General features: G+C 69.7%; 18 protein-coding genes. 8 read left to right on the forward strand and 10 right to left on the reverse strand.

Features of this window, described 5'->3' with window-relative positions; translation table 11 throughout:
- Positions 1–48: 48 nt before the first annotated feature.
- Positions 49–2,094 (reverse strand): serine/threonine-protein kinase, encoded by a 2,046-nt coding sequence (locus tag ACFO8M_RS07595; protein ID WP_387972776.1) that lies wholly within the window; start codon positions 2,092–2,094, stop codon positions 49–51.
- 181 nt (positions 2,095–2,275) lie between these two features.
- On the opposite strand from ACFO8M_RS07595, the gene ACFO8M_RS07600 reads away from it, so the two are divergent.
- Together ACFO8M_RS07600 and ACFO8M_RS07605 are read left to right on the forward strand one after the other, a co-directional pair.
- Complete coding sequence (locus ACFO8M_RS07600) at positions 2,276–3,862, forward strand: acyl-CoA mutase large subunit family protein (protein WP_387972779.1); 1,587 nt, start codon at positions 2,276–2,278, stop codon at positions 3,860–3,862.
- A gap of 513 nt (positions 3,863–4,375) precedes the next feature.
- Positions 4,376–5,566, forward strand: coding sequence for an amidohydrolase (locus ACFO8M_RS07605; protein WP_387972781.1), 1,191 nt, complete (start codon positions 4,376–4,378; stop codon positions 5,564–5,566).
- 154 nt (positions 5,567–5,720) lie between these two features.
- Here ACFO8M_RS07605 and ACFO8M_RS07610 read toward each other — a convergent pair whose 3' ends face one another.
- The gene (locus ACFO8M_RS07610; protein ID WP_387972784.1) at positions 5,721–6,164 is read right to left on the reverse strand and encodes a gamma-glutamylcyclotransferase family protein; all 444 of its coding nucleotides are present in this window, start codon (positions 6,162–6,164) and stop codon (positions 5,721–5,723) included.
- Between the two features lie 61 nt (positions 6,165–6,225).
- Between ACFO8M_RS07610 and ACFO8M_RS07615 the strand changes: the two genes are divergently transcribed.
- A complete protein-coding gene (locus ACFO8M_RS07615; RefSeq protein ID WP_387972787.1) occupies positions 6,226–7,611 on the forward strand; it encodes an NAD(P)H-quinone dehydrogenase in 1,386 nt (461 codons plus the stop codon).
- A gap of 123 nt (positions 7,612–7,734) precedes the next feature.
- Here ACFO8M_RS07615 and ACFO8M_RS07620 read toward each other — a convergent pair whose 3' ends face one another.
- The 3 genes from ACFO8M_RS07620 to ACFO8M_RS07630 form a co-directional block, all read right to left on the reverse strand.
- A complete protein-coding gene (locus ACFO8M_RS07620; RefSeq protein ID WP_387972789.1) occupies positions 7,735–8,760 on the reverse strand; it encodes a lectin-like domain-containing protein in 1,026 nt (341 codons plus the stop codon).
- Positions 8,761–8,957: 197 nt separating this feature from the next.
- Positions 8,958–9,713: an ABC transporter permease gene (locus ACFO8M_RS07625; RefSeq protein ID WP_387972792.1), complete on the reverse strand. Its 756-nt coding sequence runs from the start codon at positions 9,711–9,713 to the stop codon at positions 8,958–8,960.
- Positions 9,710–10,471, reverse strand: a complete 762-nt coding sequence (locus ACFO8M_RS07630; protein WP_387972795.1) for an ABC transporter ATP-binding protein — start codon at positions 10,469–10,471, stop codon at positions 9,710–9,712. The genes ACFO8M_RS07625 and ACFO8M_RS07630 overlap by 4 nt, the downstream gene beginning before the upstream one ends.
- A 119-nt stretch (positions 10,472–10,590) precedes the next feature.
- On the opposite strand from ACFO8M_RS07630, the gene ACFO8M_RS07635 reads away from it, so the two are divergent.
- Positions 10,591–11,508 (forward strand): sensor histidine kinase, encoded by a 918-nt coding sequence (locus tag ACFO8M_RS07635; protein ID WP_387972798.1) that lies wholly within the window; start codon positions 10,591–10,593, stop codon positions 11,506–11,508.
- Positions 11,505–12,146, forward strand: coding sequence for a response regulator (locus tag ACFO8M_RS07640; RefSeq protein WP_387972801.1), 642 nt, complete (start codon positions 11,505–11,507; stop codon positions 12,144–12,146). The genes ACFO8M_RS07635 and ACFO8M_RS07640 overlap by 4 nt, the downstream gene beginning before the upstream one ends.
- Positions 12,147–12,578: 432 nt before the next feature.
- On the opposite strand, the gene ACFO8M_RS07645 is transcribed toward ACFO8M_RS07640, so the two are convergent.
- From ACFO8M_RS07645 to ACFO8M_RS07655, 3 genes are all read right to left on the reverse strand, one after another.
- A complete protein-coding gene (locus tag ACFO8M_RS07645) occupies positions 12,579–14,015 on the reverse strand; it encodes a GuaB1 family IMP dehydrogenase-related protein (RefSeq protein WP_387972804.1) in 1,437 nt (478 codons plus the stop codon).
- A gap of 184 nt (positions 14,016–14,199) precedes the next feature.
- Positions 14,200–15,942 (reverse strand): acetyl/propionyl/methylcrotonyl-CoA carboxylase subunit alpha, encoded by a 1,743-nt coding sequence (locus ACFO8M_RS07650; RefSeq protein WP_387972807.1) that lies wholly within the window; start codon positions 15,940–15,942, stop codon positions 14,200–14,202.
- 184 nt (positions 15,943–16,126) lie between these two features.
- Positions 16,127–16,801: a PadR family transcriptional regulator gene (locus ACFO8M_RS07655; RefSeq protein ID WP_387972810.1), complete on the reverse strand. Its 675-nt coding sequence runs from the start codon at positions 16,799–16,801 to the stop codon at positions 16,127–16,129.
- A 130-nt stretch (positions 16,802–16,931) separates the two neighbouring features.
- On the opposite strand from ACFO8M_RS07655, the gene ACFO8M_RS07660 reads away from it, so the two are divergent.
- Complete coding sequence (locus ACFO8M_RS07660; protein ID WP_387972813.1) at positions 16,932–17,900, forward strand: ATP-binding cassette domain-containing protein; 969 nt, start codon at positions 16,932–16,934, stop codon at positions 17,898–17,900.
- Between the two features lies 1 nt (position 17,901).
- On the forward strand, positions 17,902–18,663 hold the full coding sequence (locus ACFO8M_RS07665) for an ABC transporter permease (RefSeq protein ID WP_387972816.1): 762 nt from the start codon (positions 17,902–17,904) through the stop codon (positions 18,661–18,663).
- Positions 18,664–18,848: 185 nt separating this feature from the next.
- Here the strand turns inward: ACFO8M_RS07665 and ACFO8M_RS07670 are convergent, their stop codons facing one another.
- Positions 18,849–20,126, reverse strand: coding sequence for a nucleotide sugar dehydrogenase (locus tag ACFO8M_RS07670; RefSeq protein WP_387972819.1), 1,278 nt, complete (start codon positions 20,124–20,126; stop codon positions 18,849–18,851).
- Between the two features lie 336 nt (positions 20,127–20,462).
- On the opposite strand from ACFO8M_RS07670, the gene ACFO8M_RS07675 reads away from it, so the two are divergent.
- Positions 20,463–21,647, forward strand: a complete 1,185-nt coding sequence (locus tag ACFO8M_RS07675) for a glycosyltransferase family 2 protein (RefSeq protein WP_387972822.1) — start codon at positions 20,463–20,465, stop codon at positions 21,645–21,647.
- Here the strand turns inward: ACFO8M_RS07675 and ACFO8M_RS07680 are convergent.
- Positions 21,564–23,021, reverse strand: a complete 1,458-nt coding sequence (locus ACFO8M_RS07680) for a glycosyltransferase (protein WP_387972824.1) — start codon at positions 23,019–23,021, stop codon at positions 21,564–21,566. The genes ACFO8M_RS07675 and ACFO8M_RS07680 overlap by 84 nt on opposite strands.
- Between the last annotated feature and the right edge of the window lie 2 nt (positions 23,022–23,023).

Genomic DNA, 23,023 nt, shown 5'->3' on the forward strand with positions numbered 1-23,023 from the left:
GGTCGCATATTCGCCGCCTGGGAGGCCGCCGTTGCGGGCGGTGTGGCCTCAGCCGGTCTTGAACGAGGCCACGGCCTCGTCGAACACCTGCTGTGATAGGTCCCATGCATCGGCGTCGCCGGAGACGAAGACGCCGAACGTGGTGCCGTTGCCGTCGTCCACAAGGGCCCAGACCGAATGCCGTTCGGCGCCGGTCGCATCGAGGTTCGTGCCCGTGTACTCGAGCACCGAGCCGTCCAGGTCGGCGAACGAGGTGTCCTCGAGCCGCACCTGTTCGAGTTCCTCCATCTCCGAGGGGAGTCCGTCGTAGTAGCCGCTGAGGAAGTCCTCGGTGCCGTCGGCGCCCTTCTCGGAGCCGGAGTAGAACCGCACCCACTGGGTCTCGTCGTCGGGGTTGTAGTAGCTGACCCAGTCGTCGCCGGTCTCGCCTTCGGCCCAGGCCGCCGGGTAGTCGACGGAGAAGCCGTCGCCCTCGTGGGCCTTGGTCTCGAACGGGGCGGCGCCCTCCTCGGAGTCGCCTTCGCCCCCTTCGGATTCGCCGTCGCCGGGGGAGTCCTCCCCGGCGCTGTCGGAGGCGCCCGGGTCGCCGCCCGCGTCGCCGCCGTCGTCGCCGGTCACCAGTTTGTAAGCGCCCCAGCCGAGCACGAGCACGAGCATGACGCAGATGGCGATGACCGAGGTGGACTTCCAGACGTTGCCGGCGGGTTCCTGGGGTTCGGGTTCGCGCACCGCCGGACGCCCGCCCGTGCGGGGCGGGGACTCCTCCTGGAAGGCGCCGGGCTGCTGCTGGAACGGCGGCGACTGCTGCGGGATGGCGCCGGTGCCCAGGGGCCCGGCGAGCAGTACCTGGAGTTCTTGGCGCACCTGCGGCAGCGGCGCGCGCTGCTGCGGGTCCTTGGCGAGCATCCCGCCGATGAGCGGGGTGAGCAGCCCGGCGTGGCGCGGGCTTTCGGGCGGTTCCTGCACGACCGCGCGCATGGTCGACACCGCGTCGCCGCGGTCGAACGGCGGGCGGCCCTCGACGGCCGCGTACAGGGTCACGCCGAGGCTGAACACGTCGCTGGCGGGTTCGGCCGGGTGGCCCACGGCCCGCTCGGGCGCGATGTAGTGCGCCGAGCCGAGCACCTTGCCGGGCGTGGTGCCGCCGGAGACCTGATGCTGCTGGGCGGCACCGAAGTCCGAGAGGACGCAGCGCCCGTCGGTGGAGATGAGCACGTTGCCGGGCTTGATGTCGCGGTGGATGATCCCCGCGTCGTGGGCCGCCTGCAGCGCCCCGACGAGCGCCAGGCCGATCTTCGCAGCCACGCGCGGCGCGAGCGGCCCGTCCTGCGTGAGGATCTCGGCCAGGCTGCGGGCCTGGAGCAGTTCCATGACGATCCACGGCAGGCCCGCGTGCTCGACGACGTCGAAGATGCGGATGATCGACGGGTGCGACAGGGCCGCCGCGATCTGGGCCTCGCGGCGGGACCGGTCGATGAGCTGGACGCGTTCGGGCGCCGGCAGGTCCGGGGGCAGGAACACCTCTTTGAGGGCCACCTCGCGGCGCAGCACGATGTCGTGGGCGCGCCACACGGAGCCGTTGCCGCCCTTGCCGACCAGGTCGATGAGCTGGTAGCGCTCGGCCACCAGGTCGCCGGGTCCGGCGCGGTTGCCGGTGCCGCCGGGACCGCCGAAGGACCGCTCGCCCGGGCCGCCGGGGCCCTGCCCGCCGACCGCGAAGCTCTGGCCGAGGTTCCCGTAGTTGCCGTAGGAGGAGCTGTTGCGGGCGGAGGAGTCGCCGTAGGAGTCGCCGCCGTAGGGGTCGCGGTTGAAACCGGGGTTCGACTGTCCGTAACCCGCTTGCGGCTCAGGGTCGGGGCGAGGCGCGCCGCGGCCCGTCCGGTACGAGCCGGATCCGGTGCCCGTGCCGCCCCAGCTGCGCGTGCCGAACGAGGGGTGCGGGTCGGCGCCGCCGAGCTCCGCTCCGTACGATGCATCGGAGAACCCTTGGGGCTCTTGGGGTTCAGGGGAGTACCGCGGGGACGGTACCGCTCCGGGGCGGGGGTCCTCATATGCGCCGGGACCACCGCGACCGTAGTCAGATGAGTACGTCATTCGGCCACTCCTCGCGAGGGATCCCCCCTAGTTTGCCGCGTCCTGCCCACCGAGTCGGTACCGGGTTTGGGTAACGGTTCACCACCGATGCCGTAATGGGGCGCGGGACCGGGCTCGGCATCGCCCCCGGAGAGTGGTCGCTCCTTCCCGAAGACGCAGATCGACCCCTAGGATGGCAGCCATGCAGTCGTCACCGCAAGGCCGAGACGGGATCGAGATCCAGGCCGTCTACGGACCCGACGACGCCGCACCGGACCTCCCGGAAAGACTCGGGGAACCCGGGTCCTTTCCGTACACCCGCGGCGTCCACCCGTCCATGTACACCTCGAAGCCCTGGACGATGCGCCAGTACGCCGGGTTCGCCACCGCCGCGGAGTCCAACCGCCGCTACCGCGACCTCCTGGAGGCCGGCACCACCGGCCTGTCCGTGGCCTTCGACCTGCCCACCCAGATGGGCTACGACTCCGACGCGCCCGAAGCGGCCGGCGAGGTCGGCAAGGTCGGCGTCGCCGTCGACTCCATCGCCGACATGCGGGTCCTGTTCGGCGGCATCCCCCTCGACGAGGTCTCGACCTCGATGACCATCAACGCCCCCGCCGCCGTCCTCCTCCTGCTCTACCAGCTCGTCGCCGAAGAGCGGGGCATCGACCCCGCCCGGCTGCGCGGGACCATCCAGAACGACATCCTCAAGGAGTACATCGCCCGCGGCACCTACATCTTCCCGCCCGCGCCCTCGTTGAGGCTCGTCTCCGACACCTTCGCGTACTGCGCCGCCGAACTGCCGCAATGGAACACGATCTCCATCTCCGGCTACCACATGGCCGAGGCCGGGGCCACCGCCGCGCAGGAGCTCGCGTTCACCCTCGCCGACGGCATCGAGTACGTCAACTGCGCCCTCGCCGCCGGACTCGACGTCGACGCCATCGCCCCCCGCCTCTCCTTCTTCTTCGTGGCCCGCTCCACGATCCTCTCCGAAGTCGCCAAATTCCGCGCCGCCCGCCGCCTCTGGGCCCACATCATGCGCGACCGCTTCGGCGCCAAGGACCCCCGCTCGCTCAAACTGCGCTTCCACACCCAGACCGCCGGCGTCGAGCTCACCGCCCAGCAGCCCGAAGTCAACCTCGCCCGCGTCACCGTCCAGGCCCTCGCCGCCGTCCTCGGCGGCACGCAGTCCCTGCACACCAACGCCTACGACGAGGCCATCGCCCTCCCCACCGACGCCTCCGCGCGCCTGGCCCTGCGCACCCAGCAGGTCATCGCCAACGAGACCGACCTGTGCGCCACCGTCGACCCCTTCGCCGGCTCCTTCGCCGTCGAAGCCCTCACCGACGAGATCGAAGCCGAGGCCCTGCGCCTCATCGACGCGGTCTTCGCCCACGGCTCCGTTGTCGCCGCCATCGAAGAGGGCTTCCAGAAGAGCGAGATCGAACGCAGCGCCTACGAGACCGCCAAACGCATCGACTCGGGCGAGCAGACCGTCGTCGGCGTCAACGCCTATGTCCTCAATGGCGACGAAGTGCCCTATAAACCGCTCAAAGTGGACCCCGCAATAGAGGCCTCGCAGGTCGCGCGCCTCGTCACACACCGCGCCTCCCGCGATGAAACCGTGCTCGCCGACGCCCTCGACCGCGTGAAACGCGCCGCCACCGGAACCGACAATGTGCTCTATCCGCTCAAAGCCGCACTCGCCGCGGGAGCCACGGTCGGCGAAGTCTGCACCGCACTCGCCGCCGAATGGGGACGATACGTACCCACCGACAATTGGTGACCACCCGGTCACCGATAGGCGAAGCGCACAACGGGTCTGTCGACGATTCGCGCCCGCCGGGAAACACTGGTCCGCGGACGCGCCATGCCCGACATGCGCGTCCGAGTTCTGTATGAAAATCGGATCTCGGCCGTAACTTAACGCCCCGGCAAGCGTTATGCCTCATGACGGCGGGTGCGGCCGAAGAGCCGTGACCATCCGTCGTGCAACCGTCACCACTGGATCGGGGACCAGCGGCGACGGGGCCGGGCGTCGCAAATCACGGCGCTGGCCGCAACGGAGCGCGATCGGATTAAGCTTGCCGAATCGCCCTCCCTTGGCTTTGATCCTCGAACGCGAATTGCGAGGCGCGAAGGAATGTTTACGCTCACTGCGGAGAAAGTCGTCGAGATGGGTACCGCCACAAAGTCCAATGAGCCGCTGCCGAGCGCCATCGCGCCCGAATCGTGTCTCGTGGTACCCGGTGCACTCCCTTCGATAGACAATTCCGGCAACGCCGCTGAGGAGCAGGCCATGTCCATGTCGCTGCCCGAATTCTTGGACGGCTGGCTCGCCGCCCACGCGGGCGAGGTCATCGCGGCCCGCCGCCACATACACGCGAACCCGCGGCTGTCGCGCCAGGAGCACGACACCGCGAACTACGTGGCCGCCCGCCTCGCCGAAGCCGGCCTCGACCCGCAGCTCATCCCCGACGGCACCGGCCTCACCTGCGACATCGGCACCGGCGACCGCGTGATCGCCATCCGCGCCGACATGGACGCCCTGCCGATCCAGGACCCCAAGCAGGTCCCGTACCGCTCCACCGTCCCCGGCGTCTGCCACGCATGCGGCCACGACGCCCACACGGCCATGCTCATCGGCCTCGGCCGGGTCCTCGCCGAGATCGAACGCCGCGAAGGCCTGCCCGGACGCTTCCGGCTCGTCTTCCAGCCGTCCGAGGAGCAGTTCCCCTCCGGCGCGCCCACGATGATCAAATACGGGGCGCTGCAAGACGTCGCCGCGATCTTCGCGTTCCACTGCGACCCGCAGTTCCCGGCCGGGAAGGTCGCCGTCCGCAACGGCCCCTTGACGGCCGCGTGCGACGTCATGGAGGTCCGCATGACCGGCCGCGGCGGCCACACCTCCCGCCCGCACCTGACCTCCGATCTGGTGAACGCCATCGGGCGTGTCGTGGTCGACGTGCCAGCGCTCGTCTCCCGCCGCCTCGACCCGCGCCAGTCCGTCGCCATCGTCTTCGGCGCGGTGCAGGCCGGCGAGGCCGCGAACGCGATACCGCAGGAGGCGCTCGCGCGCGCCACCGTGCGCGTCCACGGTCGTGAGACCTGGGACATGATCCCCGACCTCGTGCAGGAGGTGACGCGGTCGGTGGCCCGCGCCTCCGGCGTGGAATGCGAGATCGACTACCGCCGCGGCGTCCCGCCGGTCGTGAACGACCGCCTGGCCTCGGCGATGTTCGCCGGCGCCACCGCCGCCGCCCTCGGCGACGAAGCGGTCGCCGAAGCGCCGATGTCCATGGGCGGCGAGGACTTCGCGTACTACCTCGAGCAGGTCCCCGGGGCGATGGCCCGCCTCGGCGTCGGCCGCCCGGGCGAGCGCCTCGACATCCACCAGGGCAACTTCGACATCGACGAGCGCGCGCTGGCCCACGGCGTCCGCGTCATGACCCACACGGTCCTGGCCGCGGCGGCGAGCCCCGCGTTCTGAAGGCGCACAAGCTGATCGGGGGAGTCGCGAAGCGGCTCCCCCCGCTGGCGTTCCAGGAATGTGAACGGAGCGTCTGCACAAATCGGACATCCGAAGCGCCCCCGGTCAACCAACGTACGCGCGGGGTACGACAGTGCCGTCCGGGCGAACCGGCCTATTCGGCGGTGGGGCGTTTGCGGAGCGCCTCGATGTAGTCCTGCGGGGCGCCGGCCTCTTCGGCGGCGCGCATGATCTCGTCGAGGTACCACTGGCTCGGGAGCCCGCCCTCGAAGCCTTCGAAGACGTAGAGCCACACCTGGCGGTTCGCCTCGAGGGTCGCGGCCTGGGTGTGCATTCTGCGGTAGAGCCCCGAATTCAGGCCTTCGAGCTCGTCGAGGACCTGGCGGTCGGCCGGGTCGAGGTCGTAGAGCGCCACGAAGACCCGCTCGCCGGGGGACTCGACGACCGTGGCGACGGCCGTCTCCGAGCCCAGGTCGGCGTTGCCGAAGGTCAGGCGCCAGCCTTCCAACCAGCCCGTGCCCACCAGCGGCGACCGCGGGCAGGTGGCGCGCATTCGGGCAGGGTCGAGATTCGAGCCATACGCAGCATAGAGATGCACGCCTCGAAGATACCCTTAAACCTGCCCGCTTTGAAGCATCCCGAACACCGAAAGGCGCACCGTGGCACGAGTAGCGATCATCGGCGGAGGCCCGGCCGGGTACGAGGCCGCCCTCGTGGCGGCCCAGCTCGGCGCCGACGTCACCCTCATCGAGGCCACCGGGGCGGGCGGCGCCTGCGTCCTCTCCGACTGTGTGCCCTCCAAGACCTTCATCGCCGCCTCCTCCGTCCTCACCGAGATCCACGAGTCGAGCGAGCTCGGCGTCGGCACGAAAGAGGCCACCGCGGACGCGGGCGCGGTCAACGGCCGCGTGCGGCGACTCGCCACGCAGCAGTCGGCCGACATCGCCCAGAAGCTCGTCAACGCCGGCGTGAACATCGTCTACGGCCGCGGCGCGCTGCGGGTCGACAAGGGCTACAACTACGTGCACGAACTCCACGTGGTGCCCGTCGAAGGCGAGCCCTTCGACGCCGACGCCGACGTCGTCCTCATCGCCACCGGCGCCACCCCCCGCACCCTCACCTCCGCGCCCGTCGACGGCGAGCGCATCCTCACCTGGCGCCAGCTCTACGACCTCAAGGAGCTCCCCGAGCACCTCATCGTCGTCGGCTCCGGCGTCACCGGCGCCGAGTTCGCCTCCGCCTACAACGCGATGGGCTCGCACGTCACCCTGATCTCCTCGCGCGACCGGGTCATGCCCCATGAGGACGCCGAGGCCGCCGAGACCGTCGGGCGCGTCTTCGTGCGCCGCGGCATGGACGTGCGCAACCACTCCCGGGCCGCCGCCGCCCGCCGCACCGACACCGGTGTGGAAGTGGAACTGGACGACGGCACCGTCATCGAGGGCAGCCACGCCCTCATCTGCGTCGGCTCGATCCCCAACTCGGACAACCTCGGCCTGCACGCCTACGGGATCAGCGTCGACGAGCGCGGCTTCATCCCCGTCGACAAGGTCTCGCGCACCAACGTGCCGGGGGTGTACGCGGCGGGCGACGTCACCGGCGTCCACGCCCTCGCCTCGGTCGCGGCCATGCAGGGCCGCATCGCGATCTGGCACGCCCTCGGCGAGGCCGTGCGCCCCATCAAGCTCGCCCACGTCGCCGCGAACGTGTTCACCGACCCCGAGCTCGCCTCGGTCGGCGTCACCCAGGCCGACGTCGACTCCGGCAAAGTGGACTGCCGCGGCGTGCTGCTGCCGTTCGCGTCGAACCCGCGCGCCAAGATGGTCGACCGCACCGAGGGATTCGTGAAGCTCTTCGCTTGGAACTCTTCGGGGATCGTCGCCGGTGGCGTCGTGGTCGGCTCCCGCGCCTCCGAGCTCATCACCCCGATCGCGCTCGCAGTGGAGCAGCGGCTCACCGTCGAGCAGGTCGCGCGCACGTTCACGATCTACCCGTCGCTGTCGGGCTCGGTCGCCGAGGCCGCCCGCCAGCTCATGGAGTTCTAAGACGACCGCTGTGCCAGTTTACGGCTCGCAAGCAGTCTCGGCGAAGCTCGCGAGCCGTAATCGAGCAACGCGAGAGCAAGGGCCCGTGCCGATCGGCACGGGCCCTGCAACGTGTTCCGAGGTCTACATGAGCGATTCCACGCGCAGGTGGCGCAGCAGGTGCACGTCGGTCGCGCCGCCGGTCGAGGAGGCGAAGCCGAACTTGAACGTCTCCGGCAGGTCCTCGGGCACCGTCGACTCCAGGACCCGGGTCCAGCCGTTGCCGTCCATGAAGTCGAGGTCGACCGTGACCTTGGCCGCGCCGTCACCGTTCTCCGTGACCTTCAGTTTCACGAGGCGCTTGGACTCCTCGAGCGTGTCGACGGTCAGCGTCTCGGGGAAGTTCGTGCCGTAGAGGAGCCCGTCGGGGTACTCGCCGATCTGCTCGTCGGTGGCGGTGGTGCCGAGCAGGCAGTAGCCTTCGTAGCCGTCGCCGGGGCCGCGCAGCGCCACGTTGTTCGGCGCGCGGTTGGCCGAGATCCGCAAGTGCTCGGGGGCCTGCTGGTCATCGGGGCAGCCGCTGCCGCGGCCCTCGGTGTCGGCCGAGAAGTTGCCCCAGGCGTCCAGGCCCAGGCCCAGGTAGCCGCCTTCGACGCCGGGCTGCTGGACGTCCGTCACGACGTTGTCGATCTGGGCGTACCCCAGGCTGCCGCCGATGGCGCCGGTCTGGGTGAGGTCGGTGTCGCCGTCGACGAGGAAGAAGGAGATGCCGTCGGCGCCGGTGCCCCCGTACTGGTACTGCGCGAACGTCACCTCGATGCCGTTCTTCGACGGCAGCGCGTCGTTGTAGACGATCCCGCCGGCGTCGTACTTGCCGGCGTCGGTGAACTGGAGGTAGCCGTGCGGTTTGCCCGAGGTCGGCACCGGGCCGGCGTCCTGGTCCGCGCACGAGTCGAAAGCGTCCTCGCCGATCAGCTCGGTGGCCGCCGTCAGGCAGGCGCTGAGCGAGGCGAAGTTCTCGTCCCCGACGGTCTTGCCGGTGAAGTCCTCCGAGACGAGCAGCGTCTTCTCTTCGACCCCGGCTGCCCCGGCTCCTGCCGTCGCGGGCAGTGCCACGAGCGCCGCCGCGAGCACCATCGAACCCGACCCGAACTTGGCAATGCGTTTCACAGGAACTCCTTCGATCTGTGACGCGCGGCGCCGACGGCGCCCGCGAGTTCCGCGGCCCAGAAAACGAAGGCCGATTACAGAGAGAAGTTATATGACCACATTGAGAGATGACGTCCGTTCGGGCAACTGAGGACAGTCCACATGGTCCAGAGGCGGCGACCGGAACCGGCCGCCGCCCCCATTCCCCTGTTCCTGCCTCAGGCGTCCCTGCGGCGCATCGCGAACCAGCCGCCCAACAGCGCCGCCACCGTCCACAGCACCAGGATCGCGAGCCCCTCCCAAGGCCCGTAGTCCCGCCCGAACCGCGGGTCCCCCGGCACCGTCATGTGCATGATCACCATGCCCACCTGGTCGGGAAGGTACTGCGCGACCGGCCTGACTGCATCCAGGTTCCCCAGCCCCTGCGAAGACAGGAACAGCACCGGCAGCAGGACCGACAACGTGACCACGGTGCTGCGCAACATCACCGCGACGGCCGCCGTGAACACGCTCAACAACGTCAAGTGGATCCAACCGCCCAGCAGCGCCTCCATCGTCCACCATTCGTTCAACGGCGCGGCCGCATCACCGATGACGACCCGGACCAGCCCGAACACCAACAACTCCACGACCAGCGCCGCAGCCCCGACAGTCAGGCCGACCGCCGTCATCTTCGCGGCGAACAACCGCCCCCGCGAAGGCACGGCCGCCAGCGAAGCCCGGATCGTGCCCGTCGAGAACTCCGCGCCCGCGGTCGCGACCGCGAACGTCACGAGCACCAGCTGCGCGGTGAGCAGCCCGAAGAACACCGGGAGGATCGCATCGGTCTTCGGTCCCCCGGGACTGAAACCGCTGGCGACCAACCAGCTCAGCCCGAGCGCGACGAGCGCGAACAGACCCAACGTGACCACCGTGGAACGAACCGAGCGGATCTTCACCCACTCGGCGGAAGCCGCCCGCGCGAAACCGCTCATCGGAGGCCCCCCGACCGGCTCGAACCGCTCCGATGCTCGACCGACGCGCCCGTCAACCGCATGAACGCCTCCTCCAGACTCGCCCCGCCGCCGTCAGCGCCGCCATGAGTCGCGATGAACGCCTTCGTGGACGTGTCGGCCAAGAGCCGGCCGCGCCCGATGACGACCAGGTGCTCGGCCGTCAACGCCATCTCCGACATGAGATGACTCGACACCAGGACCGTGCGCCCCTCGGCCGCGAAACCCTTCATGAGATTCCGGATCCACACCACCCCTTCAGGATCGAGGCCGTTCACCGGCTCGTCCAGAATGAGCACGCCCGGGTCGCCGAGCAGGGCCGCGGCGACCCCGAGACGCTGCTTCATACCGAGCGAGAGCGCCTTGGCGTGCTTCCGGGCGGCCCCGGACATGCCCGTGGCCTCCAAGACCTCGCCGACCCGCCGCTCGCCGATGCCGTTGGTGCGCGCGAGCCACCGCAGATGCTCGCGGACACTGCGAGTCGGATGCAGGTCACCGGCCTCCATCAACGCGCCCACCGCCGTCAGCGGCCGAGCCAGCGACGCGTACGGCCTCCCGTTCACAGTGGCGTGTCCGCTCGTCGGACGGTCGAGGCCCAGGATCAGCCGGATCGTCGTGGACTTGCCCGCGCCGTTGGGTCCGAGGAAACCGGTGACGCGACCCGGCTCCACAGTGAATGACAGATCGTCGACGGCCGTGCCGCCCCGATACCGCTTGGTCAGATTGCATACTTCGATCACATTGCCACCGTAGGAATCCCAGCCCCCGAGGCATAGTCCCCGAAGGTCGCCGGAAAACGCGACGAAAGTGAACCGCGCCGACAGCCCGCCTAGCGCGGGCCGATGCGTACCCTGGCCGTATGAGAGGTCTCCTCGCGACGATCGCGGTGGTCCTGGCCGAATTCGCCGTCATCGCCGCCCTCCCCGCCGGGCCGGTGCCCTCCGGGATCCTGGCACTGCTCGCCGGCACCGTCGTCGTCGCGCTCTGGCAGCGCTACCGGCGCTCGATGCGCGAACGCGAAGCCGCCGTCCACCGCGAACGACTGCGGATCGCCCGCGACATGCACGACCGCATCGGCCGCCGCCTCGGACTCGCCGCACTCCAAGCCGCAGCCCTGGAAGTCCGCGAGACCGACCCGAAACTGCGCGGCGAGGCCAGGCAGATGGGCGACACCGTCCGCGCCGCCGTCGAAGACCTGCACGGCCTCGTCACCGTGCTCAGAAACGACATGCCCGAGCACCGCGACCAGCCTGCGGCACAAGGCGGACCGCTCTTCGACCCGGCCGCTCCCGCCGCGCTCGCCTCGCAGTTCGTCGAATCGGGAGTCACGGTCGACCTGCACCAAAGCGGCACACCCGGCCCGATCTCCGCCACCGGCGCCCGCGCGGCCTACGCGGTCCTGGAGGAGGGCATGGCGAACGCGGTCAAGCACGCGCCGGGCCGGCCGATCACCGCGACCGTGACCTGGGAGGACGACGCCCTACTGGTCGCAGTCGAGAACGAACTGGCCACCGAGGCCCACAGTCGACCCGCGAACTCGGGCGGCCACGGACTGACCGGACTGCGCGAACGCACCGACGCGGCCGGGGGACTGCTGGACTGCCGGGCCGAGGACGGCCGGTTCCGCCTGAGCGCCATGCTCCCTCGAGCCGCCCCGGCACGGACCGCGCTGGCGGGCGTTCGCGTGCCGGGAGCGATCCGGGGGGCGGCCATCGTGACTGTCGTGGTCCTGCTGGCGATGCTGCCCTTGAGCGTGTTCGCGGGGTCGCAGGCATGACCGCGGTGGTGATCGCCGACGACGAGCCGCTCGTGGTGGCGGGCGTGCGAACGGTCTTGGAGGCGGCCGGGATCGCGATCGCGGGGACCGCGCACGACGGCCGCGAGGCGGTGGCGGCGATCGAGAGGCACCGGCCTGACGTCGCGCTGGTGGATTTGCACATGCCGGGGCTTGGCGGCCTGGAGGTCGTCGAGCGCTTGGCGGCGGTGTCGCCGGGGACGCGGGCGCTGGTGCTGACCTCGTTCGGGGATCAGGGAAACGTCCTCGCGGCGGTCGAGAAAGGAGCGGCGGGCTTCGTGCTGAAGACTTGCGCGCCTGAGGAATTGGTGACGGCGGTGCGCGCGGTGGCGGCGGGGGAGGCGTACCTGTCGCCGGTGGTGACGCGGATGGTGCTGGGCCTGATTGCGCCCGAGTCGGTGCCGAGACGCCGGGACGCGGTGGAGCGCGTCGCGCGGCTGGCCGCGCGCGAGCGCGAGGTCCTGGACCTGGTGGCCGAGGGCCTGTCGAACGCGGAGATCGCCGGGCGAGCTCACATGAGCGAGGCGACGGTGAAGACGTACGTGAGCCGCGTGCTGGCGAAGCTGGAGTGCGCGAACCGGGTCCAGGCCGCGATGCTGGCGAGGGACGCGAGAAGCTGAAAAAGCCTGCGACCTGCACCGACACCCGCAATCATAGAAAACCTCGCAAAGTTATCCACAGGGCAGAAAATAGTCCTTGGCACTCGTTGCCGGACATGTGATTGTTGATAGATAAAAAACAGCTGCTCCGCCGGTGGTGGTGGAAGTGCGGAGTGGCGATCCGGTCCTGGCAGGACTGGCGGCGAAGTGGGAATCCAAGGGGCCGCCCCCGAAGACCGAGCGCGGGTGCACCCGCGCTCGGCTCCCGCCAGGACACCTCGCGAGAGAACACCGCGGGCGCACCGGCAAGGTGCCGGTGCGCCCGCACCAAGCACGCGCCAAGAGCCCGAAGACCCAGACGGTGCTTTGAGAGACGGAGCGTGCAACACCACGGGCGCCCGCCTTGCGGCGGACGCCCGTGGTTGCACTCGTACCGCTTACGAGGCGTATCGCTTACCAGCTGCTGGGGACCGGGGCGCCTTCCGTGTAGCCGGCCGCCGACTGGACGCCCACGGCCGCGCGCTCGTGGAATTCCTCCAGTGTGGTCGCGCCCGCGTACGTCGCCGCGGACCGGACGCCCGCCACGATCGAGTCGAGCAGGTCTTCCACACCGGGCCGCTTGTGGTCCAGGTACATCCGGCCGGTGGAGATGCCTTCTTCGAACAGGGCCTTGCGGGCCTGATCGAACGACGAGTCGCTCGCGCTGCGGGCCTTCACGGCGCGGGCCGAGGCCATGCCGAAGGACTCCTTGTAGGCCCGGCCGTCCGCGTCGTAGTGCATGTCGCCGGGCGATTCGTGCGTTCCGGCGAACCAGGAGCCGATCATGACGTTGGCGGCGCCGGCCGCCAGTGCCAGGGCGACGTCGCGGGGGTGGCGCACGCCGCCGTCGGCCCATACGTGTTTGCCGTAGCGTCGGGCGGTCGCGGAGCATTCGAGGACCGCGGAGAACTGCGGGCGGCCCACGCCGGTCATCATGCGGGTGGTGCACATGGCGCCCGGGCCGACGCCGACCTTGACGATGTCGGCGCCCGCGTTGATGAGGTCGGTCGTGCCTTCGGCGGTCACGACGTTGCCCGCGGCGATCGGGAGGTTCGGGGCGGCGTCGCGCACGAGCTTGAGCGCGTCGAGCATCTTCTCCTGGTGGCCGTGGGCGGTGTCGACGACGATCACGTCGGCCCCGGCTTCGACGAGCGCGGCGGCCTTGCCGGTGACGTCGCCGTTGATGCCGATCGCGACGGCGATCCGGAGCTTCCCGGCGGCGTCGGTGTTGGGCTGGTAGATGGTGTTGCGCAGGGCCCCGGCGCGGGTGAGGACGCCGTGGAGTCGGCCGTCCGCGTCGAGCACGGGCGCGAGCTTGACGTTGGCGGTTTCGAGGATCTTGAACGCCTCGGCGTTCGAGAGGCCCATGGGCAGGGTGACGAGCCGGTCGGAGGCGACCTGTTCGAGCTGCGTGAAGCGGTCGACGCCGCGGCAGTCGGCTTCGGTGACCACGCCGAGCGGGCGGCGCTCGGAGTCGGTGACGATGACCGCGCCGTGGGCGCGCTTGGGGAAGAGGGCGATCGCCTCGGCCACCGTGGCGGTGGGCGGGAGGGTCAGGGCCGCGTCGCAGTCGAGCGGGCGGGATTTGACGCGGGCGATGACGTCGGCGACGACGTCGACGGGGATGTCCTGCGGGATCACCGCGAGGGCGCCGCGGCGGGCGAGCGTCTCGGCCATGCGCCGGCCCGAGACCGCGGTCATGTTGGCCGCGATGATCGGGATGGAGTTCCCGGTGCCGTCGCCCGTGGACAGGTCGACGTCGAGGCGCGAGGCCACGGACGACCGGTTCGGCACCATGAACACGTCCGAGTAGGTGAGGTCGTGGCCGGGTTGTCCGTCGATGAAGCGCATGGCTGTCCCCCTAATGGGAGTGGTCGGGTTCCGGACGGAGAAATTCCGCCGCCGGGAACCCTAACCGGTTTTCGGTCGGTGAGAGCAGTGCATGTGGTGCTACGCACAGCACTCACTATTGTCCCTCTACGACCGGCCGGTTGTAAGTCTGCGATCTGACAGATCCGTTACGCCTCGTGCCCGCTCACTCCGAGATCTGGCAGATCGGCGCGCCCGCGGCGACGACGTCGCCGATGGCGACTTCGAGGCCCGAGACGGTGCCGGACTTGTGCGCTTCGATGGGCTGCTCCATCTTCATGGCCTCCAGGACCACGATGGTGTCGCCCTTGACCACGGAGTCGCCGTCGGCGACGGCGACCTTCACGATGGTGCCCTGCATCGGGGACGGCAGGCCGTCGCCGCCGATGACGGGGCCGGCGTCGGCCTTCTTCTTGGGGCCGCGCTTCTTCGGCTTGTTCGAAGCGACGGGGTTGAGGAGCCCGGCGGGGATCGACACTTCGAGGCGCTTGCCGCCGACTTCGACGACGAGGCTGGTGCGTTCCTCGGCCTCACTGCCGCCGGCGGCGCCGGCGCTGTACGGCTCGAGGGTGTTGTCCCACTCGGTCTCGATCCAGCGGGTGTGGACGGTGAAGTCGACGGCGAACGCCGGGTCCTCGATGACGGCCCGGTGGAACGGGAGCACGGTGGCGAGGCCTTCGACCTCCATCTCCGCGAGCGCCCGGCGGGAGCGGCGCAGGGCCTCTTCGCGGGTGGGGGCGGTGACGATGACCTTGGCCAGCAGCGAGTCGAAGTTCCCGTCGATGACGGAGCCCTCTTCGATGCCGGTGTCGACGCGCACGCCCGGGCCGGCCGGGAGGCGCAGTTTCGTGACGGCGCCGGGGGCGGGGAGGAATCCGCGGCCGGGGTCTTCGCCGTTGATGCGGAACTCGATGGAGTGGCCGCGCGGCGCGGGGTCCTCGGTGAGCGGCACGGCCTCGCCGGAGGCGATGCGGAACTGCTCGCGCACGAGGTCGAGGCCGCTGGTCTCCTCGGAGACGGGGTGCTCGACCTGGAGGCGCGTGTTCACTTCGAGGAAGGAGATGGTGCCGTCGACGGCGACGAGGAACTCGACGGTGCCGGCGCCGTGGTAGTCGGCTTCCCTGCAGATGGCCTTGGACGCGGCGTGGATGGTGGCGCGCTGCTCGTCGGTGAGGAAGGGCGCGGGCGCTTCTTCGACGAGTTTCTGGTGGCGGCGCTGGAGCGAGCAGTCGCGGGTGCCGACGACGATGACGTTGCCGTGCGTGTCGGCGAGGACCTGGGCCTCGACGTGGCGGGGCCGGTCGAGGTAGCGCTCGACGAAGCACTCGCCACGCCCGAAGGCAGCTTCGGCTTCGCGCACAGCGGATTCGAAGAGGTCGGGGATCTCCTCGCGGGTGCGGGCGACCTTGAGGCCGCGGCCGCCGCCGCCGAAGGCGGCTTTGATGGCCACGGGCAGGCCGTGCTCGTCGGCGAACGCGAGGATCTCGGTCGCGTCGTTCACGGGGTCCTTGGTGCCGGGCACCAGCGGCACGTTCGCCTTCATGGCGAGGTGGCGGGCGGTGACCTTGTCGCCGAGGTCGCGAATGGACTGCGGCGTCGGCCCGATCCAGATGAGCCCGGCGTCGATCACGGCTTGCGCGAACTCGGCGTTCTCGGAGAGGAACCCGTATCCGGGGTGGACGGCGTCCGCTTCGGACCGCTCGGCGATCCGCAGGAGCTTGTCGACCCGCAGGTACGTGTCGGTGGCCGTGAGGCCGTCGAGGGCGAAGGCCTCATCGGCCAGGAGCGTGTGGGGTGCATCGCGATCGCCGTCGGCGTAGACGGCGACAGACTCGTACCCGGCGTCCCGGCAGGCCCGGATGACTCTCACTGCGATCTCGCCGCGGTTGGCGATCAAAACCTTGCGCACGTTCCGCAGTGTAATGGCCGGGTATAGGAGACTGGGGGGACGGCATCACCGGAGCCCCGGATGAACCGGCATAAACCGCCTACGAGCTAGAGGGTCTCCACAACAAGTGTTGTCTAATTTTTAGCGTGATTGCTTAAACGATCGTTCAGGACACAGCTGCGGGCGTCCAGGGCGCCTCTGGCCGCTAGCGCTTGAACAGGTCCTGCCACTGGGCGACCTTCGCGACGAACTCGTCGCTCTGAATCGACTCCCGCCAGTACGCGGCCTGTTCGGCGTCGAGGTCGGGCGCAAGCACGAGGTCCCCGGATTCGATGCGCTCGGCGGTGTTCTCGCACCATTCGGCGTCCACGGCCCACAGGTCGGCCTGGCGTTTCATCATGGCGCGGGCGTGCGCGGGCACGTACGAACCTTCCTGCCCCTGCATGAAGTCCGCTGTGGTCATGCCCAACAGCATGGTCGCGGTCTCGACGCGCTCGTACAGCGTCTCGGCCCGCTGCCGGAGCATCGCGGCGTTCTCGGCCGCGGAGAGCACCGGCGCGAACGTCCAGGCGGTGTGGAACGGATCCTCGGAAGGAGGGATCTCCCACAGCTTCTCCCGCAGGGTCCGCTGGAACTCCGTCTCGCCCTTGGCGGTGATCTTGTAGGTCGTGCGGGCCGGGCGCGCATCGACCGATTCGGTCGCGACGACCTCGATCTGGCCTTCGGCCGTGAGCCGCTTGAGCGCGTGGTAGATCGAGCCCGCGCCGACCTCCGCGATACCGGGCATCCGCCACGTGTCCAGCTCCCTGCGAACGAGGTAGCCGTGGACGGGACCGAGCCATCTGACGAGGCCGAGGACGAGTAGGCGCGTGCTCCACATGCCGCAATAATATAACGTTGACTAATCTCACGATTTCCCCTATACCTGGTTGTGCCTCTCGCAACCCCCTCGATATAGTCAAACTTGAACAAGGAACCAGGACGACCGTTCAACCACCCGTGAGGTACCCATGCTCATCGAGACCAAGGGACTGAAGAAGACCTTCAAGTCCCGCGGCAAATCCGTCGAGGCCGTGCGCGGCGTCGACCTCGCCGTCAAGGAAGGGGAGATCTTCGGTCTCCTCGGCCCCAACGGCGCCGGCAAGACCACGACGATGCGGATGCTCTCCACCCTCATCGAGCCCACCGAGGGCGCCGCGAAGGTCTGCGGCCACGACCTGGCCAAGAACCAGGCCGCGGTCCGCCGCGACATCGGCTACGTCGGCCAGGAGGGCGGCACCTGGGGCGAGGTCACCGCCCGCGAGGAACTGGTCATGCAGGGCCGCCTGTACGGCATGTCGAAGCAGCGGGCCGCCGCCCGCGCCCTCGAAGTCCTCGGCGCCTTCCAGCTCGACGAGTTCGCCGACCGGAACGTCAAGACCTACTCCGGCGGCCAGAAGCGCCGCCTCGACATAGCGCTCGGCATCATGCACCAGCCGAAGCTCCTGTTCCTCGACGAACCCACCACCGGCCTCGACCCCCAGTCGCGCGCCCACATGTGGGACGAGGTCCGCGCCCTGCGCGAGCGGGGCACCGCGATCTTCCTGACCACGCATTACCTCGACGAGGCCGACGCCCTGTGCGACCGGCTCGCCATCATCGACCACGGCGAGATCGTCGCCGAGGGCACGCCGATCGACCTCAAGAAGGAGGTCGCCGGCGACGTCGTCGCCATCGGCGTCACCGCGGGCGCCGCCGAAGCGCTCGACCTCCTGGGCGCCAAGGACTTCGTCCGCGAGATCGAAGCGGGCGACCCCGACCCGGCCACCGGCGTCGCGGTCCTGCGCATGTACGTCGACGACGGCGCCGCCGCGCTGCCGGAGCTCCTGCGCTCCCTCGACGCCAAGGACATCGCCCCCGCGTCCATCGAGCTGCACCGGCCCAGCCTCGACGACGTGTTCCTGAAGCAGACCGGCCGCTCGCTGCGGGAGGAGAACTGACATGAAGCCGCTTCGCGACACCTGGCTCGTCTACTCGAGGGCCATGAAGCTCAACCTGAAGCAACCGGTGTGGCTGGTGGTCATGCTGATCCAGCCGCTGTACTTCCTGATCTTCTTCGCCCCGCTGCTCAACGGCCTCGACGGCGCGCCCGGCTTCGAAGCCGGCGCCATGGAGACCTTCGTGCCCGGCCTGATCATCATGATGGCCCTGTTCGGTTCCACGTTCGTCGGCTTCGGCCTCATCGCGGAACTGCGCGCGGGCGTCATCGAGCGGATGCGGGTGACCCCGGTCAGCCGCGCGGCGCTCCTCATCGGGCGCACCCTCGCCACGGTGACGACCACGCTCATCCAGGCGCTGCTCCTGGTCGTCCTGGCCGCGCCGATCGGCGGCCTGACCATCTACTGGCCGGGCGTCTTCCTCATGTTCGGGATCATCATCCTGACCTCGTTCATGCTCGGCGCGCTCTCGTACGGGGTGGCGATCGTCCTCAAGAGCGAGGACACGCTCGCGCCGGTCCTCAACACGTTCGTCCAGCCGATCATGCTGCTGTCGGGCATCATGCTGCCGATGGCGCTGGCGCCGGCCTGGCTCCAGAACGTGGCCGACTTCAACCCGTTCTACTACGCGGTCGAAGCCTCCCGCTCGCTCTTCGAAGGCGACCTGGGCGCGAACGCGATCTGGCAGGCCGCCGCCTACATCGGCGCGCTCGCGGTCGTGCTCGTGTGGTGGGCGACCCGCAAGTTCGCCCGGGCCGTCGCATAGACCCTGAAGGAAACCAGGGAACACGAAGCACCGCCGCGAGGCGTGAGCCTCGCGGCGGTGCTTTCACGCTTTCGGGTGACAGTTCCACTTACGACGGTAAGACGGACGGTTTTCTGTCGGACCCCCGCGGAACACTTGAGCAGGGGACGCCCCCCCTGGGAGGGCGGGGGACTGTCCGAGGCGGGCTAGAGCGTTTCGACGCCCTCGACGCCCCGCAGCGCACCCCGCGTGTCGAGCACCGGCACCCCGGCCGGCAGGGCCTCGGGCTGATAGTCGGTGTGGTTGGTGAGCAGGACGATCAGGTCGGCCTTGGCGGTGGCGAGCTCGGTGACGCGCTCGACCTGCTGCGTCCCCACGCTCCACGCCGGCACGTGCGGGTCGTGGTAGGCCAGCTCGGCGCCCGCCTCGATGAGCTTGCGCGCCACCGGAGTCGAAGGCGACTCGCGCTGGTCGGCGATGTCGGGCTTGTAGGTGACGCCGAGCAGCAGGACGCGGGCGCGCGAAAGCGCCAGGCCGTCCGCGTTCAGCTTCGCCATCGCGCGGGTGACCACGTACTCGGGCATCCGGTTGTTGATCTCCTGCGCCAGCTCCACGAACCGGAACGGGTAGCCCAGCGTCCGCACCTTGTACGAGAGGTAGTTCGGGTCGATCGGGATGCAGTGCCCGCCGACGCCCGGCCCGGGGTAGAACGCCTGGTACCCGAACGGCTTGGTCTTCGCGAGGTTGATCGCGTCCCACAGGTCGACGCCGAGCTCGCGGCAGAACACGGCCATCTCGTTGACGAGCGCGATGTTCACGTGCCGGTAGGTGTTCTCCAGCAGCTTCGCCATCTCGGCCTCGCGGGTGCCCTTGGCCTCCACGATGGTGTCGATGAACTGCGAGTACAGGGCCTTCGCCGCACTGGTGCACGCGGGGGTGAGGCCGCCGACCACCTTGGGGGTGTTGACGATCCCGTAGACCGGGTTGCCCGGGTCCACGCGCTCGGGGGAGAACGCGAGGTGGAAGTCGACGCCGGGTTCGAGACCGGACTCCTCGCGCAGGATCGGCGCGACGACCTCCTCGGTGGTGCCCGGGTACGTCGTGGACTCCAGGACCACGAGGGCGCCGCGCTGGAGGTGCGCCCCGGCGGCGTGCGACGCGCCGATGACGGCGGCCAGGTCGGGCCCGCCCGCTTCACCCAGCGGCGTCGGGACGCAGATGACGATCGCCTTGGCGCGAGCCTGCAGCGACGCGTCGGTGGAGGCGGTGTAGCCGCCGCGGAGCATGACGTCGAGTTCGGCGTCCGCGATGTCGTCGATGTGGCTGGAGCCGGCGTTCAGCGCGTCGACCACCCGCTGCGAGCGGTCGAGTCCGACCACGGTGAGGCCCTTGGCGATCGCCGCCTGGGCCAGCGGAAGGCCGACGTACCCCTGTCCGACTACGACCAGGTCGATCGGGCTCGCCGCTTGCTCAACAGTTGCCACAGTGGAGTCCTTTGCGATTCAAGGCGCGGAGTTGGATGTTGGGCCCCACATTAGCAATAGGGATTTTCTTCGCCCTGACCAGGGCAAACTTCCATCCTTGTTGGTCACTCGTTCATTCCTCCGACACCTGTAGTCAAGGCGACCGTTCCTCGTCAAGGTGTTTACCTTTTGATCGGAAAGAGTTCACCATTCACGTATCCGCGCCACGCCCGACTGAATGGCATCTGACAAGTTGCGGAAATCGGCCGTTTACATGCGGCGATGCCCTATGTGCGGCGTGACCGGGGTCCCATTCACCGGCCAATGACGGTGTGCCGCTGGGGCTAGTATCAAGTCATGCCCGCTCTGAGCATTGTCATCCCCGTCTTCGAGGCCGAGGAATACCTCGCCGGGTGCCTCGACACCATCATCGACGGCGACGTCGACGGCGGCGGGGACCGGCTCGAGATCGTCGTCGTCGACGACTGCTCGCCCGACGGCTCGCGTGCCGTCGCCGAGCGGTACGCCGCACGTGACGGGCGCATCAAGGTCATCACGACCCCGGCGAACGCCGGGTCCGGCCCGGCCCGCAACTTCGGTCTCGCCCAGGCGAAAGGCGACTACGTCTGGTTCGTCGACGCCGACGACGAGCTCAAGCCCGGCGCCGTCGAGCGGGTCCTCGCCGCCGTCACCGGCCCCCGCCGGCCCGACGTCGTGCTCGTCCAGCACGAGAAGATGCGCGACACCGGAGCGATCGAGACCGGCGAGCTCCCCGAGCTCGCCGAGCACTGTCCGGCCGACCCGAGCGGCTTCACGCTCACCGAATGGCCGCGCATCGTCGACTACACCCACACCCCGTGGACGAAGGTCTCCCGCCGCGAGTTCCTCAATGGGATCGACCTCGGCTTCCCCACCGGCTGGTACACCGACATCCCTTGGACCTATGCGCTGCTGCGCCGCGCCGAGCGGATCGCGGTCGTCGTCGAATGCTGCTACCAGTGGCGCCAGCGGGCCGGGTCCTCCATCACCCGCACCCGCGACGACCGCCACTTCGACGTGTTCACGCAGTGGCAGCGCACCTGGGACGACTTCGAGGGCGTCGACGACCCCGGCGTGCGCGTCGCCCTGTTCAACCACATGGTCTGGCACCTGCTGCTCGTCATCGGCAACACCGAACGGGTGGAGCCGAAGAAGCGCCGCGAGTTCTTCCGCCGCACCTCCGAGCTGTACCGCCGCTACCACCCCGGACCCGACGCCTGGCAGCCCGCCGACGGCGTCACCGGGCTCAAGCAGCGGCTCCTGGCCGCCCGCGCCTACCTCGGCTACGAGGCCCTGCGGCAGGTCTACCGGCTCGCCAAGCGCGTCAACCGGACCGACCCGCAGGAAGTGCCCGCGCCGGAGGTCACCGCCTCCGAGGTCGAGGCCTCCTCGGCGATCAACGGTGCGGTCGTCAGCGGTTCAGCGGTGCAGAGCGCGCCGGACGATGCCTCGGGCCTTCCCGCGCAGGCCAAGCTGCCCGCCCCGCGCGTCTCCCGTCCCTGATCCGGCGACGCCGCCGAACGCTTCGGCGAGCGGCCCCGCCGCGAGCCGGGCACTGCCCCACACCGCGTCGATCCCGACGCCGAGGTGCTTCGCCCTCGCCGCGGCAGCGGTGCGCTCCAAGCGGATCACGCCTTCGGGGACCGCCAGTTCGACCAGTCCCAGCCGGTGTCGGTTCGCGTACTCCACGAGTGACGCCACCGCCTCCGGACCCGGAACGGCCTCGGCTGGGATACGAATCACATACGGCACCTTGGGATCCGGTTCGTGCTCCGCGGCGAAGCGCACGCGGCCGTCGCCCCGGAAGGACTCCAGGAGCAGCCGCGCCGCGAGCCGCGGATCGTCGAGCATCTTGTGCCGGTGAGTAAGCGGCGCGGGCCAATCGCCGACCAGCGTCACCCGGACGTCGGCCACCGAGCCCGCCAGAATCGCGTCCACATGGGACTCGAGTTCGGGGGCGGGGTCGGGGCCGGCCTCTACGACGACCTCGGCGAGCGGGGTTTCCCAGCTACGGGACGCCCTGGGGCGCTTGAGATCGAGCTCCGGTACGCGGTTCGCGATCCGCGGGCGCCGGTAGGCCTTCGCGAGCTCGCCGCGCTCGGCGATCTGCCGCGGACCCAGATGCCACGAAGAAGAGTCGTCGTCCGGCACGAACACCGCGCCCGCCTGGTGCAGCCGGTACCCGAAGACCGTGTCCGACCCCAGCAGCACCTCCGCATCCATGCCGCCCGAAGCTTCGAACAGCTTGCGGGTCAACGAGAACGATGCGCCAACGAGGACGCGGAACGCGCGGTGGTCGGCTTGGCGCAGGCCCGCGGTCGCGTCGATGATCTGCTCGATCCACTGCGGCTCCGAACGCTCGGCGTCGAACAGTTCGGCGGCCTTCCCGGCCTGCACCGCGTCGAACACCGCCGCCGGATCGAGGTCGCCGGGCGAAAAGTCCACGAACCGCTTGTGCCCCAGCACCGCCAGGTAGTCGGCGGTGTGATGCCACCGCAGCTGCGACTCCACATGGTCGGCGAACACCAGCATGTCCGCGTCGAGCCGCAGCACCACGTCGCCGTCGCTTTGCGCGACACCGGAGTTCGTGGCGTGCGCCGAAGCCCACCCGCCCGGCAGCGGCGGCACGATCCGCGTTGACGCCGGCCGTATCTCCGGCAGTCGCAGCGCCGGCTCCGAGCCGTCGTCAACCACGACCACCTCGAGCAGACCGGCCGGATACGTCTGGGCGGCAAGCGAAGCGAGCGTCACATCGAGTTTGTCCTGCTGCCCGTGCGCCGGGACGACGACGCTGACGCTCAACGTCGGCGCCAGGTCCCCGGAAGGCCGCACCAGCGGCCCGTAGTCGTTGCCGCGCAGTACGGGAGCGTCGTTCATGG

Source organism: Glycomyces rhizosphaerae, from assembly GCF_042647865.1.
Taxonomy (GTDB): Bacteria; Actinomycetota; Actinomycetes; order Mycobacteriales; family Micromonosporaceae; genus Glycomyces; species Glycomyces rhizosphaerae.